The sequence below is a fragment of the Vibrio sp. 1159 genome, from assembly GCF_033340395.1.
Lineage (GTDB): Bacteria > Pseudomonadota > Gammaproteobacteria > Enterobacterales > Vibrionaceae > Vibrio > Vibrio alginolyticus.
This window is the reverse complement of record NZ_JAWOWL010000001.1, coordinates 45423-62924: the sequence shown is the minus strand read 5'-3', so window position 1 is coordinate 62924 and position 17502 is coordinate 45423. Positions and strand designations below refer to the sequence as shown.

The window sequence follows — 17502 nt, the reverse complement described above, 5'->3', positions numbered from 1 at the left end:
AAGTAAGACGAAAAGATCAACTGGTAACAAAATAGAGATCATGATACTCTTCGCCTCCATTTTTCTGGCGCGATTATCACCAATATCCATCCCTTTGGTGGTTGATTTATCATTGCCAGTGCTATCGTTAAAAGAATGTCGGACTTTCCTTCGGCACTCAATCAATCCAATCAAAAGTGGAACAGTATAATGGGCAAAGGTACTCTCTATATCGTATCTGCACCTAGCGGCGCAGGTAAATCTAGCTTGATCTCAGCGATGTTGGAACGCAATCCAACCTACGCAATGAAAGTGTCTGTGTCTCATACCACGCGTAACATGCGACCTGGTGAAGAAAATGGTGTCCACTACCATTTTGTAGCGAAAGATGAGTTTGAAGCCCTGATCGCTAAAGGTGATTTCCTAGAATACGCTGAAGTGTTTGGTAATTATTACGGCACCTCTCGTGTGTGGATTGAAGAAACGCTAAATAAAGGTATCGACGTTTTTCTAGATATCGACTGGCAAGGCGCACGCCAAATCCGTGAGCAAATGCCAGAAGCCAAAAGCATCTTCATTCTGCCACCATCAAACGGTGAACTAGAGCGTCGCTTGAACACTCGTGGTCAAGATAGCGATGAAGTGATCGCAAAACGTATGGCTGAAGCCAAGTCAGAAATCTCTCATTACAGCGAATACGACTACGTGATCGTAAACGACGATTTTGATACCGCTTTGATGGACTTTAAAGCCATCTTGCGTGCAGAGAGATTGAAGGAAGAAAAGCAAGCTGCTAAATATAAAGGTATGCTTGACGCGTTGTTAGCAGAGTAACTTCAAAAAAGTCACGCTGTAAAACATAAAGAATTTCTCGTTTTTTGCTCAGTGCGAAAAACACCATAAACTACCTGAGAAAGTCCACAAACGGTGGCTTGTCTAATTGCTAGTAAATAAAGTAGTTAGGTTGTATACTTTCTCGTCATTCTAAAATTTTAGTTAACTATTTGGAGTCCTCATGGCACGCGTAACTGTTCAAGACGCTGTTGAAAAAGTTGGCAACCGTTTCGACCTAGTACTGATTGCGGCTCGCCGCGCTCGTCAAATGCAAACTGGCGGTAAAGATGCACTAGTGCCAGAAGAGAACGATAAGCCAACGGTTATCGCTCTACGCGAAATCGAAGAAGGTTTAATTACTAAAGAAGTTCTAGACGCTCGTGAACGTCAAGAACAGCAAGAGCAAGAAGCGGCAGAGCTAGCGGCAGTAAGCAGCATCGCTCACAACCGTTAATTCTGACTTTAGAATTCAACAACCTCCCGGGCCTATAATTTGTATCTATTCGATAGCCTCAAAGACGTTGCCCAAGAATACCTAACAGAGCCTCAGATTGAGGCTCTGCGTCAATCTTATGTGGTAGCGAGAGATGCCCATGAAGGGCAAACCCGCTCTAGCGGTGAACCATACATCATCCACCCTGTCGCTGTGGCTCGTATCTTGGCCGAAATGCGCCTTGATATCGAAACCCTCCAAGCTGCTTTGCTGCATGACGTCATTGAAGACTGTGATGTAACTAAAGAAGATCTCGAAGAGAAATTCGGCAACACTGTCGCAGAATTGGTTGATGGTGTATCTAAACTGGACAAACTCAAATTCCGCGATAGGAAAGAGGCTCAGGCCGAGAACTTTCGTAAGATGGTTCTGGCCATGGTGCAAGATATCCGCGTCATTCTGATCAAACTGGCTGACCGCACGCACAACATGCGTACGCTTGGCGCGCTTCGACCAGATAAAAAGCGTCGTATTGCTCGTGAAACGTTAGAGATTTACGCGCCCCTCGCTCATCGTCTTGGTATTCACAATATCAAAACCGAACTCGAAGAGCTGGGCTTTGAAGCGCTATATCCCAACCGCTACCGCGTACTAAAAGAAGTGGTAAAAGCGGCACGCGGCAATCGTAAAGAGATGATTCAACGCATTCACAGCGAAATAGAAGGCCGTCTGCAAGACTTCGGCTTGAATGCTCGTGTGGTTGGTCGTGAGAAAAACCTGTTCTCTATCTATAACAAGATGAAAACCAAAGAACAGCGCTTTCACACCATCATGGATATCTATGCGTTCCGAGTCGTTGTTGATACCGCTGATACTTGTTATCGCGTTTTAGGCCAAGTACACAGCTTGTATAAGCCACGTCCTGGTCGCATGAAAGATTACATCGCGGTACCAAAGGCGAACGGCTACCAATCGCTACACACTTCCATGGTTGGCCCACATGGCGTACCTGTTGAAGTTCAGATCCGTACTGAAGATATGGATCAAATGGCGGACAAAGGTGTCGCGGCACACTGGTCTTACAAAGACAAAGGCGACAAGTCTGGCACCACTGCGCAAGTGAAAGCTCAGCGTTGGATGCAAAGCCTGTTAGAGCTACAACAAAGCGCGGGTAACTCATTCGAATTCATTGAAAACGTAAAATCCGATCTTTTCCCAGATGAGATTTACGTCTTCACACCAAAAGGTCGTATCGTTGAATTGCCTTTAGGCGCAACGGCTGTCGACTTTGCCTATGCCGTACATACCGATGTAGGCAACTCTTGTGTTGGTGCTCGTGTTGATCGTAACCCTTACCCATTGAGTAAGGCATTGAAAAACGGTCAGACGGTGGAAATTATCAGTGCCCCTGGTGCGCGTCCGAATGCGGCATGGCTAAACTATGTCGTGACTTCTCGTGCCCGCACTAAGATTCGACAAGTACTGAAAACGATGCGTCGTGAAGAGTCGATTACTTTAGGTCGTCGCCTACTTAATCACGCACTTGGCCGCCACTCGATTGATTCAATTTATCCAGAAAATATCCAAGAAGTCTTGAATGATCTTCGCCTAGAAAGCATCGATGATTTATTGGCTGCTATTGGATTGGGTGAGTTGATGAGCATTGTGATCGCACGTCGTCTCCTTGGTGATACCGAAGAGCTCACGACAACAAGCTCAATCCCAACGGACTCGAAGAAGAAGCTTCCGATTCGCGGTGCAGAGGGCTTATTGCTGACGTTTGCAAATTGTTGTCATCCTATCCCAGATGATCACATTATTGCTCACGTATCGCCTGGTCGTGGTTTGGTTGTTCACCGAGAAACATGTCCGAACGTTCGTGGTTATCAGAAAGAGCCAGACCGTTATATGGCTGTCGCTTGGTCTGACGACTACGACAAAGAGTTTATTGCTGAACTTAAAGTCGACATGCTGAACAACCAAGGTGCTCTTGCAGAACTGACCAACGTGATCTCGAAAACAGGATCAAACATTCATGGTCTTTCGACGGAAGAACGTGATGGTCGTTTATACACTGTGACTGTGCTGTTGACGACGAAAGATCGTGTCCACCTTGCTGGTATCATGCGTAAGATTAAGGCAATGCCTCAAGCAACCCGAGTCAGACGCAGAAAGAACTAACCTCTATCGCCACCTACTCTGTTAGGTGGCGATTTTTTATACCTCAATAAATATGAACCTAGAACGTTACAACCGTATTCACCAAGTCCTAAAAACTCGCCAAACTGATCTGACACTTTGTCTCGAAGAAGTACATAAGCCAAACAACGTCTCTGCTGTGATCCGCACCGCTGACGCGACAGGCTTACACAAAGTTCATGCCATTTGGCCTGACAAAATGCGTACGCTGAGCCATACCTCAGCAGGCGCGCGTAACTGGGTTGAAGTGGATACTCACGATTCGATTGAAACTGCGATTACCGAACTCAAAGCGCAAGGTATGCAGGTTTTGGTGACCAATCTTTCGGACACCGCCGTCGATTTTCGCGAGATCGACTACACCAAACCAACGGCCATTATTTTAGGCAGCGAAAAGGTTGGCGCTTCAGAGCAAGCCAAACAACTTGCCGATCAAGACATTATTATCCCGATGGTGGGCATGGTGCAGTCACTAAACGTATCGGTTGCCAGTGCCGTAATTTTGTATGAAGCGCAACGTCAACGTGAAGCCGCAGGCATGTACGACCGAGAAGAAAGCGCTCTGCCTAAAGAGACAATCAACCGTATTCTCTTTGAACGTGGTCACCCAGTGCTGGCAAAGGTCGCGAAACGAAAAGGGCTCGTTTACCCACCACTCGATGAAGAAGGTCAAATCATCGCCGATGACGCGTGGTGGCAAGAGATGCAAAGCAAGTAACAGACTTTCGTCATCCTGAACGGCGGCGAAGGGGCGTGATTCAAGATCTAATTCTGGAGTATACAGATGCTGATAGTGTTAACTTCAGCGACATACTTGTTGGAAATAAACTCCTGATGTCGCTAGGCTCCTCGGAATGACAGGTTATCAGTCAAATCATGACACTAACTAAAGCATGACTATTTTTTCCTGTACAAAAACACAGCTCCATGGTTAACATACTGCTATGTTAACCATTTTCTTGAGCCCTCTATGTCCGCCCAAATGTTATCTGCCGTCCCATTAACCTCCCTTTCTGGGGTTGGCGCGAAAGTCGCAGAAAAACTCGCCAAAGTTGGCTTACATAGCGTTCAAGATTTGCTGTTTCATCTTCCACTGCGCTACGAAGATCGTACCCGTATTTACCCTATTGCCAAACTGCATGCTGGCCTTTGGGCGGCCGTGCAAGGCAAGGTCATGGCAGTCGACACCATCTTCGGTAAGCGCAAAATGTTAACGGTAAAAATCAGCGACGGTAATGGCACTATCACGCTGCGCTTTTTCAACTTTACCGCGGCCATGAAGAACAATTTCACACAAGGTAAGTTAGTACATGCTTACGGTGAAATTAAGCGCGGTGGCATGGGCTTGGAAATTGTTCATCCTGACTACAAGTTTTACGTCAGCGATCAAAAGCCCAATGTAGAACAGAACTTAACCCCTGTTTATCCCACCACCGATGGTTTACGCCAAATCACATTGCGCAACCTTACCGAACAAGCTTTAGCGCTGCTTGATAAAACCGCAGTTCAGGAATTACTTCCAGCCGGGCTGTATAACCATCAAATCACGATGTCGCAAGCGCTGCACACCATTCATCGCCCACCACCAACCATTAATTTAGATGAGTTTGACGAAGGCAAACATCCTGCTCAAATCCGCTTGATCATGGAAGAGTTGCTCGCACAAAACTTATCGATGCTGGCGGTGCGTAGCAAAGGCCAGAAGGATTCAGCGTTGCCTCTCGGTCCTTGCAATAAACTAAAAACGCAGCTTTTAGCCCAACTGCCTTTCTCTCCTACGAACGCTCAAACCCGAGTAGTACAAGAGATTGAAACCGATTTAGAAAAACCCCACCCAATGATGCGCCTAGTGCAAGGTGATGTGGGATCGGGGAAAACATTGGTTGCCGCTCTGGCCGCCGTTCGTGCCATTGAGCACGGCTATCAGGTGGCACTCATGGCACCAACCGAACTATTGGCTGAGCAACACGCGATCAACTTCGCCAACTGGTTTGAAACAATGGGCATTCAAGTCGGTTGGTTAGCGGGCAAACTCAAAGGTAAAGCAAAGGAAGCCGAGCTGGCTCGCATTGCCAGTGGTGAAGCGCAAATGGTAGTGGGTACTCACGCGCTATTCCAAGAGCACGTTGAATTTCATCACCTTGCTTTGGTCATCATTGATGAACAGCACCGCTTTGGTGTCCATCAGCGATTAGAGTTACGTGAAAAAGGTGCTAAACAAGGCGCCTACCCACATCAGTTGATCATGACGGCAACGCCCATTCCTCGTACATTAGCGATGACCGCATACGCTGACCTGGAAACTTCCGTGATTGACGAACTGCCTCCGGGTCGAACGCCGATTCAAACCGTCGCCATTCCTGACACAAAACGTGACGACATCGTCGAGCGTGTCCAAAATGCCTGCTTAAACGAAGGTAAGCAGGCATATTGGGTGTGTACTCTGATTGATGAGTCGGAAGTATTAGAAGCACAAGCCGCGGCTGATACCGCTGAAGAGCTTCAACGTAAGCTACCGGACGTAAAAATTGGTCTAGTACACGGCCGAATGAAGCCGGCAGAGAAACAAGCGGTGATGCAAGATTTCAAAGACAATAAACTGCATTTGCTGGTCGCAACGACGGTGATCGAAGTTGGCGTGGATGTGCCAAACTCTAGCTTGATGATCATCGAAAACCCCGAACGTCTTGGTTTGGCACAATTACACCAGCTAAGAGGTCGTGTGGGCCGAGGCTCCGTTGCTAGCCATTGTGTGCTGCTGTACCACTCTCCACTGTCGAAAACCGCGCAAAAACGTCTGGGAGTACTACGTGAAAGTAACGATGGCTTCGTCATCGCACAGAAAGACTTAGAGATTCGTGGTCCAGGCGAACTATTGGGTACAAAACAGACTGGTCTTGCTGATTTCAAAATCGCAGACTTAGTTCGAGATCAACGTCTGATTCCCGAAGTTCAGCGCATTGCGCGTCATATTCATGACAATTACCCGACTAACGCAACAGCAATTATTGATCGCTGGTTGGGTGAGCGGGATATTTACTCCAAAGCATAGTGATTAAAAGCGAGCCAAATGGCTCGTTTTTTAATACGCTAAAAACCAAAGCAATCGTTTGCTTTTTAGGTAGATCTCTCTATAATCGCGCACAAATTTTTAAGTGTGTTGCATCACACTCCACCAACCTGAGTTGACTCTGATTAACAGCAATCACAGGTAACGACGTCAACTCCACCCTGCTCTCCCATTCAGCGAGATCTGGGAATATATTGCGACTAGCGAGACAAACAATGACAACTTCAAACCGATCTTCGGAACTGGTCTATCAACTCAATGATCGACCACCTTTGCCTCAAACCATTTTTGCCGCACTTCAGCACTTATTGGCGATGTTCGTCGCGGTTATCACTCCGTCACTGATCATCTGTCAGTCTTTGGGTGTACCAGCAGACCAAACGAATACCATCATCAGCATGTCTTTATTTGCGTCAGGCGTGTCTTCGTTTATTCAAATTCGCACCTTTGGCCCAATTGGCTCTGGTTTACTCTCTGTTCAAGGCACCAGCTTTAACTTTTTAGGTCCTATTATTGGTGCAGGCCTATCGCTGAAAGCCGGTGGAGCAGACATCAGCACCATGATGGCAGCCATTTTTGGTACGATTTTAGTGGCATCATTTGCAGAGATTTTCCTATCTCGCGTATTAGAGCATGCCCGTCGCATTATCACTCCGCTCGTTTCAGGCATTGTCGTCACTCTTATCGGCCTCACACTGATTCAGGTCGGCTTAGTATCAATGGGCGGTGGCTACGCAGCATTAAATGAAGGAACCTTCGGCAGCTTAGACAAACTGGCGCTCGCTGGAACGGTACTTGGCTTAATTGTGATATTAAACCGCTCTAAAAACCCATACATCCGTGTGGCTTCGATTGTGATTGCGATGCTAGTAGGCTACATCATGGCGTATTTTATGGGGATGGTAGATACTTCTCAGCTGGGCACAACCGAGATCGTAGCACTGCCCGTACCAATGCAATATGGCTTATCGTTTGACTGGTCTCTGTTCATTCCGCTGGTGCTGATTTTCTTTATTACCGCACTAGAAGCCATCGGCGATATTACCGCCACATCCGAAGTGTCTGGCGAGCCAGTAAAAGGCCCTGTGTACATGAAACGCATTAAGGGGGGTGTACTAGCAGACGGCTTAAACTCTGCAATCGCAGCCGTGTTTAACAGTTTCCCGAACTCAACGTTTAGCCAGAATAACGGCATCATTATGCTAACAGGGGTTGCGAGCCGTTACGTGGGTTACTTTATTTCTGGCATGTTAGTGATTCTTGGCTTGTTTCCTGGTGTCGCTAGCTTTGTTCAGCTGATTCCTGAGCCAGTACTTGGTGGCGCAACGATTGTCATGTTTGGTACGATTGCTGCCGCTGGTGTACGTATTATCTCTCGTGTTGAGCTCGATCGCCGCGCAATTCTGATCATGGCCTTATCCTTCTCAATGGGGCTTGGTATCGCGCAAAAACCAGAGATTCTGCAATTCATGCCAGAATTTATTAAGAGTATTTTCTCCACTGGCGTTGCTGCAGGTGGTATCACAGCGATCATTTTAAACCTACTTCTGCCAGAGAAACTGGAAGACGAAGATGAACTTCCTCAAGAAGTAAAAGAGTCTTAATAAGATTGTAGAGAAAAGCAAAGCCCAACCTGTTTAGGTTGGGCTTTTTGTTTTAAATGGTACAGTCACCGACTTACTTGGTAGGAAAGCTGATTTGAGCGATTAAACCGCCTTCACTGCGATTACGCATCACCACAGAGCCTGAGTGCTGGCTGATTATACGCTTCACTATCGCCAGCCCAAGCCCTGTACCTTCACTGCCGCGAGCTGTATCACCACGCGTAAAGGGTTCAAATAATTTTGCGATTTGAGAATGCTCGATACCCGGTCCGTTGTCTTCTACCGATATCCACACTAGCTGCTTATCTGCTGTCACACCGGTACTGATTTTGACCCAGCCATTGCCGTAACGCAGTGCATTGACAACTAAATTACTGATCGCCCGTTTAATCGCAATGGCGCTTCCTTTGGCTGGTGGCAGGTTAGGATTAAGATCCGTTTCAATTTCAGCCTCATAGCCACCCTCTGAACTGGCGACATCACTGGCAATCGTACTGATATCCACAGGTTCAAACGATTCTTTGTTCACCGGTTTGAGGTAGTCCATAAACTGACTGATGATCTCATTACATTCTTCCGTATCGCTAATGATCCCCTCCGCAAGATAGCTGTCCTCGGGAGACATCATTTCTGTCGCTAAGCGAATGCGCGTCAGCGGTGTTCGTAAGTCATGGCTAATCCCCGCCATTAATAGGGCGCGATCTTCTTCGAGCTCCTGAATGCCTTTGGACATTTGATTAAACGCTCGGGTTACAGAGCGAATTTCCGATGCGCCTTTTTCTGCCAACGGTGGCGGGATTTCACCTCGACCGACGTCTTTCGCGGCTCTCTCTAAAGCCAAAAGTGGGCGATTTTGTAAACGAATAAACAACCAACCACCAGCAATGATCAGCAACGCCATAATCAAGCTGTTACGAAATAGCGGTGCAAAATCTTCTTCTTGCAGCTCAGATAAAGGAATACGAATAATGGAGTTCGGCAACTTTTCGATGTGCATCCACAAAATGTAACTTTCATCGCCAAGCAATAAGCGCACTTCGGTGGGCGAACCTAGCTCTTGGCTCATTTCTTCAGACATCAAATCAATCGACATTGCGTGATGAAATTCAATCGCCTTATCGCTATCGAGACTATGAACCGTCACCCCTAGTCTTTCTAATAATTGACGTCTTAACGGTGCATCAGACTTTAAAGGTCCTTCATCATCAAGCACTAAATTGAGCTCATGGGCGAGAATTTTATTGAACTGCTGCAAACTCGGCATCAACGCGTAGTTAAAAACGGCGTAATAAGAGAAAACTTGGCTCGCGAGAAGCAAAGAGATGAACAGCAGAATAGATTGTGTCAGTGAACTTCGGATGCGCATGGAACGTTCCTAGTGGTCCTAATCGCGAAATTTCAGCCTTCAAAGGGAAGGTAATGAAGGCTGAAGTTGCTATAGCCAAGTGCTAGCTATGGAGTGAAGAGGTTACACCTCTTTGCCGTCTGGGACGAAAACATAACCTAGGCCCCATACGGTTTGAATGTAGCGCGGCTTGCTCGGATCGTCTTCTAACATGCGACGTAAACGTGAGATTTGTACGTCAATAGAACGTTCCATTGCAGAATATTCACGGCCACGCGCCATGTTCATCAATTTGTCTCGTGACATTGGCTCACGTGCATTCATCACGAGCGCCTTTAGGACAGCAAACTCTCCAGAGGTGAGTGGCATTGCCTCATCACCGCGGAACATCTCGCGAGTGCCTAGATTGAGTCGGAACTCCCCGAACTCCACCACTTTTTCTTCCGTGCTTGGTGCACCCGGCAACTCTACAGTTTGGCGGCGTAATACGGCCTTGATGCGAGCCAACAATTCGCGTGGGTTAAACGGTTTTGGCAAATAATCATCCGCCCCTACCTCAAGACCCACGATGCGGTCCACTTCATCACCTTTCGCGGTGAGCATTAAAATTGGCAACATATTGTTCGCGTGGCGTAGACGACGACAAATTGACAAGCCATCTTCACCAGGCAACATTAAGTCTAGCACCATTAAGTGAAAGTTTTCGCGCGTTAGTAGGCGATCCATCTGTTCGCCATTGGCGACACTTCGTACCTGAAAACCTTGCTCAGAAAGGTAACGCTCCAATAGAGCACGTAAACGAGCATCGTCATCAACCACTAAAATTTTATGATTTTCTTGCATTGAAACATCCTTTCAGAAGCGTCTATTGTCGAAAATGTATCACTGTTTTTCCTAACGTGCTCAAGCAAATTGTTACTCTTTTTATCTTAAGCGCGTTATTCTCTCTCTAGCAGGTATTTTCAGCACCTACTATTGACCATAATTCCATTCCAGTTCACGTTTGGCCTCAAGCAGCTCTTGCTGTGCCTCAGCAAGCTTGTGACGTTTTTTCTCAATTTTGTCTGCTTTCCCTGAATGCTGAGCTTCGACTAATTCTTCCTCTCGCTCCTCAACTTCTTTAGTCTTTTCTTCCACTTCTGCTTGCAGCTCTTGCCGCAGCTCACCTTCCGAGCATTCATTCTGGATAGCGGAAAGTGCTTGCTCCAAGCCTTTAATGCGATGTTCATTACCTTGCGCTTTTGCATACTCGAGCTGCTGCTCTACCGCTAACTCTTTAGCGTCACAGCCTTTCACTTCATCTTGAGCAAAAACTGAAAGTGAGAAACCTATTGTTAGTGCAGCACTACACATGACTGCTTTGTTCATTTTACTTCTCCGAGAAAGGCACCATGCCTTTATACCAAATATTCTGACGTTGAGACCCAAGTCACTCCTAGTGAGCTTCATGAGACTTGAATCGGTGATAAAGCCTCAGTCTTCCGAGGCCGGTTGAATATATTCAATTGAGTTGATGAACCACTCTTTTTCACCTTCTGGGGTGCGTACCGTGAACTCTTCATCCACTTGTTTTTTCAACATCGCTCGCGCCATAGGTGAATCGATAGAGATGTAGTCTTTCGCATCGCCATAAATCTCTTCAGGCCCGACAATACGAAACTTTTTCACTTCTCCTGCCTCATTTTCTATTTCCACCCATGCACCAAAAAAGACTTTGCCTTCTTGTTGCGGAGAATAGTCAACGATCGTGACTTCTGGCAGGAATTTACGAAGGAAGCGGACACGACGGTCGATCTGACGGAGTAAACGTTTATTGAAGGTGTAATCCGCATTTTCTGAGCGATCGCCTAGGCTCGCCGCCCAAGTGACGATCTTGGTGATTTCCGGGCGCTTTTCATTCCAAAGGTAATCATGCTCTTGTTTGAGTTTGTTGTAACCTTCTCGTGTAATCAGCTTAGTTTTCAAATTAACTCCTATCTCAACTAAAAAATGCTGCTCTTTGGCAGCATTAAGGAGATGATATACCCAAAGATCCAATGTTGTTCAGGCTTTGGGTATCAAGGTGATAAGGCGGCCAGAGTGTTACTTTTCGTAATCCGGTTTTTGCGTCACGATGTAATTCGTATCACTCGAAACAACCGCGCCATGTTTTAGAAAGTTTTTACCTAAAATCATGCTGTAATGGAAGCGACCTCGGTCCTGTAAGTTGACTCGGATCTTCTTCTCTAATTCGCCAAGCTTAACATGCATTTCAACCACAGGGCGTACGTTCGCTTTCTCACCTTTCTTAGCTTTAATACGCATGACATCAACAACAGGCTTGGTAAACGCCTGTTTCATGCCAAGATCGTTCTCATAGGTAAAGCTCACCATGTCTTTGCCGTCTTTCTTAAACTGCTTGATGTTCTTAGCATTGATTGAGCTTACATCTGCACCCGTGTCTAACTTCACAGGGAAAGACATCCCCTCAACTTCAGCTACTTCGATATGGCCAGCTTTGAAAAGTGGCCTTGCATCTAGTAGATGGTCTGCGCGAGTGTTCAGCAACACACCACCCTTGGCTATGTCATGACCAAAGACGAAAAAAGGTTGAGTGTCACCCTCATCAAGCACATCGAGCGCAAACTTCATTGATGTGTCTTTTCTACCGAGAAGAAAGTCTCCTTCGACAACAGGGCGAACCGCGCTGCCAACCTTGAGCTTTTTCAACACTGGTTTGGTGATTTTTTCTTCTTTCCCCTCATCGTTCATTAAATAAAACGTGACGGATTCATCCTTACCTTTTTCTGTTACTTCAAACCCATTTACACGCAGTAATGGCGTTTTCACAGTAAAAGTGGGGTAAGCAGGGACGGTATAACCATCAATGGTGACCTGTTCTTCTGGTGAAACGACAAGAGGTTTTGATTTGAGTGCGCTTTTGAACGTTTTTTCTACGCCACCCAGTAGATTTTCTCTGTCCGTATCAATAACAAAGTGCTGACTCGCGACGTCCCGACCTAAGCGAATTTGCGAACTGAACTTACTGCGATCACGCAGATACACCAACCAACGTTGAGTTTCATTTTCGCCGACTTTGACGGGTAAATAGACTAAAGGGCGCTCGCTTTTGGTCGTTTTCAGCATTCGTACCAAGGGTAATGTCATTGGATGACGCTTGCCATTCTCGCCCTCTAACATAAAAGAGACTTCGTTATGCTTTTTGTCTACCTTGATGTCCAGTGCATGGACGTTGGTATAACGGCTAGAAGTTGAGATGCTGATCTTATATGGCACACCTTCGACTTCAACCGTCTCTTTTTTGCCAATCATTTTTGCGCGTGGCTGTTCTTGAAGGTAATCGTAACCAGCGAAGACCCATGCGTTATCATCGAGATAGGTTTTACCAATCAAGATAGGAGAAGAGAATTGCGTACGCTTGGTCAGGTTCACTTCCGTATCAACGGTGTGACCAGCGATTGTCATCGGCATTTTTATTGTCGGGCGTAGGATGGGCTTTTTGCTTGTTCGACTGCGAATCGCGCTCACTCTTTCCAGATCATCGGTAATCTGTATTTCCTTCCCTGTATAAGGGTGAGGAACCGTAAAGCTAACCTTTACTTGATATGGCTTAAAGCTGTCGGCGTCCCACTTTGCCTTCGTACCACCTAAGTCATCGACAATCGCCCAAAGTAACTCGTTATCTTTCAAATCTTGGTAATCTGGGTGTGAGCTACTGACATGGATATTCTCCGCATGCATCGATGTCGTATCTGCACCAGTATCAATCTTGCCAATAAATGGCACCGCTTTTAGTTCCGGAATGTCACTGTAGTAGACGCTCTCCACACGCCCTAGTACCAATTTGTTATCGAGCTGATAAACGGGAGCTTGTGTGGTTCCTGAGATAGACTGCGCCCAACTAAGCGGGGCGACAAGTAAGGCACTCGCAAGCGCTAACGCCAAAGACATTTTTTTCATCATGATTATCCGTATAAGCCGAGGTACATTTAGTGATATCAACAACCGTGGAATTAGGTTAGTCGATAACTGCGGATATAAGTTCTCAATTTAATTACAGTTTTGACATAAATCTGACTGATGTCCACCAGCGCCCGGTAAATTTTTGCCTCGTTAATTTAAAACATTGCAAATTCTTCGAACGACCCCAATGTTCTATACAACCAAAACCGAATTAAAAGAGAAAACACGGATGAGCCAAGCTATCTGTCGCATGATTGCTCAAGAACTGAATGTTCGCCCAGAGCAAGTCAACGCCGCTGTCACCCTAATTGATGATGGCAACACTGTCCCTTTTATTGCACGTTACCGCAAAGAGGTGACGGGGGGCCTTGATGATACCCAGCTGCGTACTTTGGACAGCCGTCTGTCTTACCTTCGTGAAATGGATGATCGCCGTCAAACCATCCTCAAATCAATCCAAGAGCAAGGCAAACTGACGCCAGAGCTAGAACAAGAGATCGCGCAGGCAGACAGCAAAACTCGTCTTGAAGACTTGTACCTACCTTACAAACCCAAGCGTCGTACGAAAGGTCAGATCGCGATTGAGGCTGGTCTTGAGCCGCTCGCAGATCAGCTTTGGAATCACCCACAAACCGAGCCAGAAAGCGAAGCAAGCAAATACCTTGATGCAGACAAAGGCGTGGCAGACACCAAAGCTGCATTGGATGGCGCTCGCGCGATCATCATGGAGCGCATCGCAGAAGACGCAAACTTACTGGAAAAAATTCGCAACCACTTAAATCGCAATGCGGAACTGGTCTCACGAGTCGTTGAAGGCAAAGAGCAAGAAGGCGAGAAGTTTAAAGATTACTTCAACCACAACGAGCCCCTAAGCAAAGTGCCATCGCACCGAGCACTGGCGATGTTGCGTGGCCGTAACGAAGGCTTCCTGACATTGGCGATGAACGCTGATCCAGAACAGGAAGAAGGCGCGCGTCAGTCTTACTGCGAAACGATTATCGCCGACCATTATGGCGTAACGCTAAGCAGCGCACCTGCGGATACCTGGCGTAAGCAAGTGATCAGCTGGGCATGGCGCATCAAAGTATCGATGCACATGGAAACCGAGCTAATGGGCGCAATGAAAGAGCGCGCTGAAATCGAAGCGATTGAAGTATTCGCCACTAACCTAAAAGACTTGTTGATGGCAGCACCGGCTGGCCCTCGTGCAACACTTGGTCTCGATCCGGGTCTGCGTACAGGTTCAAAAATCGCGGTTGTCGACTCAACAGGTAAAGTGCTTGCAACCGAAACCATCTACCCTCACCCACCACAAAAACAATACGACAAGTCAGCACAAATCGTTGAGCAGTTGGTGCGTAAGTACAACGTGGATTTGATTGCGATTGGTAACGGTACGGCTTCACGTGAAACCGACAGCTTTGTCGCAGACGTCATCAAACGTGACAACCTGAAAGTTCAGAAGATCATAGTAAGTGAAGCGGGGGCTTCGGTTTACTCAGCGTCTGAGCTTGCAGCAAAAGAGTTCCCGAATATGGACGTATCACTGCGTGGTGCAGTGTCGATTGCACGTCGTTTGCAAGATCCATTGGCTGAACTCGTGAAAATTGATCCGAAATCTATTGGTGTGGGTCAATACCAGCACGATGTAAGCCAATCTATGTTGGCAAAACGCCTAGATGCGATTGTGGAAGACTGTGTAAACGCGGTTGGTGTTGATGTGAACACCGCTTCTGCGGCGCTACTGACGCGCGTAGCAGGCTTATCAAGTACCATCGCGCAGAACATTGTCGACTTCCGCGATGAGAACGGCCGCTTCGAAGCACGTACAACCTTAAAGAAAGTACCTCGTTTAGGTCCTAAGGCGTTCGAGCAGTGTGCAGGCTTCCTACGAATCATGGATGGTAAGAACCCACTTGATGCGTCTGCGGTTCACCCAGAAGCGTACCCAGTGGTCAAAGCGATTTCTGAGAAGAACAACAAAGATATCAAAGCACTGATTGGTGATTCAAGCTTCCTTAAAGGTCTGCATGCGGTCGATTACACCGACGATAACTTCGGCGTTCCAACCATTACAGACATCATCAAAGAGCTGGATAAGCCGGGTCGTGACCCACGTCCAGAATTCAAAACGGCGACGTTTGCAGAGGGTGTAAACTCGGTATCTGACTTGGAACCGGGCATGATTCTAGAAGGTGTGGTATCGAACGTAGCCAACTTCGGTGCCTTCGTTGATATCGGCGTTCACCAAGATGGTCTCGTACACATCTCTGCACTGACAGATCGTTACGTGTCTGACCCACGTGAAGTGGTGAAAGCGGGCGACATCGTCAAAGTGAAAGTGATGGAAGTTGACGTGCAGCGTAAACGTATTGGTCTATCGATGCGTATGAACGACGAACCGGGTCAAGACAACCGTAGCCAACGCTCATCAGCAGCGCCGCGTCGTAATGACCAACCGCAGCGTCGTCAGCCTCGCCGTGATGATTCGTCATCGAACAGCGCGATGGGCGGTGCATTTGCTGCAGCGTTTGCTAAAGCGAAAAAGTAATCTTACCTAGGCTTCACCGCTAACGAGCTTTCATAACTAAAAAGAAAACGCTCCAATCAGTCAACCTGCTTGGAGCGTTTTTGTTTGAGTAGGATATTGAGTCGTCATAATACTGCTATCACTTCTGACGGGGTATGGGGAGCGACTGCATGACCATAATGAAACTTGATCACCTTCCTGCGCTTTTCCATTAATCCTTCATTGATCGCAGCATCCAAAATGCGCTTTGGTAAGCGAAAGCGGATCGCGTAGCCTTTCCCCTGGTCTTCACTATACGATTTGAGCGCAAGCAAACTAAAAAGCCGTTCTAGTGTATCTTCCGGCTCTTCTTGATAACGCGTGTCGACTTCCGTTTCCATATCATAATCAGGATGCTCTGAAGGATCCCAAGAAGACTGACGTCGGCGCTTGTCATCACCTTTTACTTTTCGCTCTGCATTGGTTTTGGCCAATGCGACCGTTGGCGTTACAGGCTCTCGGACTTTATTGTCGCGAGCTGCTTGTTCCGTCTGCACATTCACGGATGGGGCGATCAGTGGCACACTTACGTTGGTCGGTGACACAATCATTGCGAACCCTCCTCAGAGTCGCCCAACTCGTCAATATGGCTTAGCTTTATTGGCTAATAAAACCTCACCAGCCTTTATATCGACCACTTTTTAAACAACTTGAGGTATTTCCGCTCGTACTTGCTCAATCGTGAGCAAACTCTCGGATTTGAACACAAAATTCGTCATGTTCGGTGATAAAAGGCGCATGAGAGGACTGATTAAAAACAAACTGCTGGGTATGAGGCAACTGTTCACTTAAATCGTTAGCTACTTTAATTGGCACCAACCCATCTAAACGGCCATAAAGACGCAACATTGGAACAGAAAGAGACGTCAACGCATCGCGCAGATCCACATCAGCAAGGATGTTTAGCCCAACCAACAGCGATTCAGGGTTTGGCTGAGGGCGCGATAGTACCGCTTGCTTGAGCTGTTTAACGTCTTTACGCGCTGATGGGCTGCCCATCGCTTGCAACGCCATAAAGCGCTCAATGGTCAGTGAGAAATCTTCTAGCAACTGAGAGGTGAACGCACTCAGTACATTCGGTTGAATGCCACGCCACGGTTTTTCTGCGGCAAATTTAGGTGAGCTGGCAACCGTAATCAACTTAGCCACGCGCTCGGGCATATTTAATGCCACATGCGTCGCCACTAAACCTCCGAGGGACCAACCAAGCCAAATCGCTTTCTCTGGCGCACCTTGCACCACCAAGTTAGCAATATGGTCTAAATCTTCAGCATGAGATTCGGCGCTATGTCCGTACCCCGGAAGGTCAACCACATGAACTCGGAAATAAGGTTGAAGAGACTCGACTGTCTGCTGCCATACCGCACCATTCATGCCCCAACCATGCAGTAACACCAAATCTGGTCCCTGACCAAATGACTGCCAGTGTAATTTCGTGCTCATGCTCTCAATCTCTCCCACTTATTTTATTCCCTACGGCTTCAGCCAAGCGTTAGGCTGAGTAAA

General features: G+C 47.1%; 14 protein-coding genes. 7 read left to right on the top strand and 7 right to left on the bottom strand.

The window, feature by feature from the left end; all coding sequences use genetic code 11:
• The first annotated feature begins 189 nt into the window (after positions 1-189).
• The 6 genes from gmk to R7127_RS00245 all read left to right on the top strand — a co-directional run bounded on the left by gmk (position 190) and on the right by R7127_RS00245 (position 8119).
• On the top strand, positions 190-813 hold the full coding sequence (gmk, locus tag R7127_RS00270; protein WP_005394946.1) for a guanylate kinase: 624 nt from the start codon (positions 190-192) through the stop codon (positions 811-813).
• A gap of 181 nt (positions 814-994) precedes the next feature.
• Positions 995-1267, top strand: coding sequence for a DNA-directed RNA polymerase subunit omega (rpoZ, locus tag R7127_RS00265; protein ID WP_005379346.1), 273 nt, complete (start codon positions 995-997; stop codon positions 1265-1267).
• A 39-nt stretch (positions 1268-1306) separates the two neighbouring features.
• Positions 1307-3427 (top strand): bifunctional GTP diphosphokinase/guanosine-3',5'-bis pyrophosphate 3'-pyrophosphohydrolase, encoded by a 2121-nt coding sequence (gene spoT, locus R7127_RS00260; RefSeq protein WP_005394948.1) that lies wholly within the window; start codon positions 1307-1309, stop codon positions 3425-3427.
• Positions 3428-3479: 52 nt separating this feature from the next.
• On the top strand, positions 3480-4163 hold the full coding sequence (gene trmH / locus R7127_RS00255; protein ID WP_017820702.1) for a tRNA (guanosine(18)-2'-O)-methyltransferase TrmH: 684 nt from the start codon (positions 3480-3482) through the stop codon (positions 4161-4163).
• A 252-nt stretch (positions 4164-4415) separates the two neighbouring features.
• Positions 4416-6497 carry an ATP-dependent DNA helicase RecG gene (gene recG, locus R7127_RS00250; protein ID WP_318148271.1) on the top strand — a complete coding sequence of 694 codons (2082 nt, stop codon included), beginning with the start codon at positions 4416-4418 and terminating at the stop codon, positions 6495-6497.
• Between the two features lie 233 nt (positions 6498-6730).
• Entirely contained in the window at positions 6731-8119 is a 1389-nt protein-coding gene (locus R7127_RS00245) for a uracil-xanthine permease family protein (RefSeq protein ID WP_046874138.1), read from the top strand.
• A gap of 73 nt (positions 8120-8192) precedes the next feature.
• Here the strand turns inward: R7127_RS00245 and envZ are convergent, their stop codons facing one another.
• From envZ to R7127_RS00220, 5 genes are all read right to left on the bottom strand, one after another.
• Entirely contained in the window at positions 8193-9485 is a 1293-nt protein-coding gene (gene envZ / locus R7127_RS00240) for a two-component system sensor histidine kinase EnvZ (RefSeq protein WP_258680409.1), read from the bottom strand.
• A gap of 102 nt (positions 9486-9587) precedes the next feature.
• Entirely contained in the window at positions 9588-10307 is a 720-nt protein-coding gene (gene ompR / locus R7127_RS00235) for a two-component system response regulator OmpR (protein ID WP_005379333.1), read from the bottom strand.
• 129 nt (positions 10308-10436) lie between these two features.
• On the bottom strand, positions 10437-10832 hold the full coding sequence (locus tag R7127_RS00230; RefSeq protein ID WP_017635004.1) for a DUF1090 domain-containing protein: 396 nt from the start codon (positions 10830-10832) through the stop codon (positions 10437-10439).
• Positions 10833-10937: 105 nt separating this feature from the next.
• Positions 10938-11429, bottom strand: a complete 492-nt coding sequence (gene greB / locus R7127_RS00225; RefSeq protein ID WP_053307281.1) for a transcription elongation factor GreB — start codon at positions 11427-11429, stop codon at positions 10938-10940.
• Positions 11430-11546: 117 nt separating this feature from the next.
• Positions 11547-13427 carry an ATP-dependent zinc protease gene (locus R7127_RS00220; protein WP_270007201.1) on the bottom strand — a complete coding sequence of 627 codons (1881 nt, stop codon included), beginning with the start codon at positions 13425-13427 and terminating at the stop codon, positions 11547-11549.
• Positions 13428-13656: 229 nt separating this feature from the next.
• Between R7127_RS00220 and R7127_RS00215 the strand changes: the two genes are divergently transcribed.
• Positions 13657-15978 (top strand): Tex family protein, encoded by a 2322-nt coding sequence (locus tag R7127_RS00215; protein WP_301949466.1) that lies wholly within the window; start codon positions 13657-13659, stop codon positions 15976-15978.
• Between the two features lie 104 nt (positions 15979-16082).
• Here R7127_RS00215 and R7127_RS00210 read toward each other — a convergent pair whose 3' ends face one another.
• A complete protein-coding gene (locus R7127_RS00210) occupies positions 16083-16547 on the bottom strand; it encodes a hypothetical protein (protein WP_005379316.1) in 465 nt (154 codons plus the stop codon).
• Positions 16548-16671: 124 nt separating this feature from the next.
• The gene (bioH, locus tag R7127_RS00205; protein WP_005384724.1) at positions 16672-17439 is read right to left on the bottom strand and encodes a pimeloyl-ACP methyl ester esterase BioH; all 768 of its coding nucleotides are present in this window, start codon (positions 17437-17439) and stop codon (positions 16672-16674) included.
• Positions 17440-17502 lie beyond the last annotated feature (63 nt).

What these genes read in the sequence shown, in the direction of transcription:
- R7127_RS00230 (WP_017635004.1), bottom strand. Translation starts at nt 10,832, where the DNA reads ATGAACAAAGCAGTCATGTGTAGTGCTGCACTAACAATAGGTTTCTCA.
- envZ (WP_258680409.1), bottom strand. Translation starts at nt 9,485, where the DNA reads ATGCGCATCCGAAGTTCACTGACACAATCTATTCTGCTGTTCATCTCT.
- R7127_RS00220 (WP_270007201.1), bottom strand. Translation starts at nt 13,427, where the DNA reads ATGATGAAAAAAATGTCTTTGGCGTTAGCGCTTGCGAGTGCCTTACTT.
- R7127_RS00245 (WP_046874138.1), top strand. Translation starts at nt 6,731, where the DNA reads ATGACAACTTCAAACCGATCTTCGGAACTGGTCTATCAACTCAATGAT.
- R7127_RS00215 (WP_301949466.1), top strand. Translation starts at nt 13,657, where the DNA reads ATGAGCCAAGCTATCTGTCGCATGATTGCTCAAGAACTGAATGTTCGC.
- bioH (WP_005384724.1), bottom strand. Translation starts at nt 17,439, where the DNA reads ATGAGCACGAAATTACACTGGCAGTCATTTGGTCAGGGACCAGATTTG.
- ompR (WP_005379333.1), bottom strand. Translation starts at nt 10,307, where the DNA reads ATGCAAGAAAATCATAAAATTTTAGTGGTTGATGACGATGCTCGTTTA.
- rpoZ (WP_005379346.1), top strand. Translation starts at nt 995, where the DNA reads ATGGCACGCGTAACTGTTCAAGACGCTGTTGAAAAAGTTGGCAACCGT.
- R7127_RS00210 (WP_005379316.1), bottom strand. Translation starts at nt 16,547, where the DNA reads ATGATTGTGTCACCGACCAACGTAAGTGTGCCACTGATCGCCCCATCC.
- trmH (WP_017820702.1), top strand. Translation starts at nt 3,480, where the DNA reads ATGAACCTAGAACGTTACAACCGTATTCACCAAGTCCTAAAAACTCGC.
- recG (WP_318148271.1), top strand. Translation starts at nt 4,416, where the DNA reads ATGTCCGCCCAAATGTTATCTGCCGTCCCATTAACCTCCCTTTCTGGG.
- gmk (WP_005394946.1), top strand. Translation starts at nt 190, where the DNA reads ATGGGCAAAGGTACTCTCTATATCGTATCTGCACCTAGCGGCGCAGGT.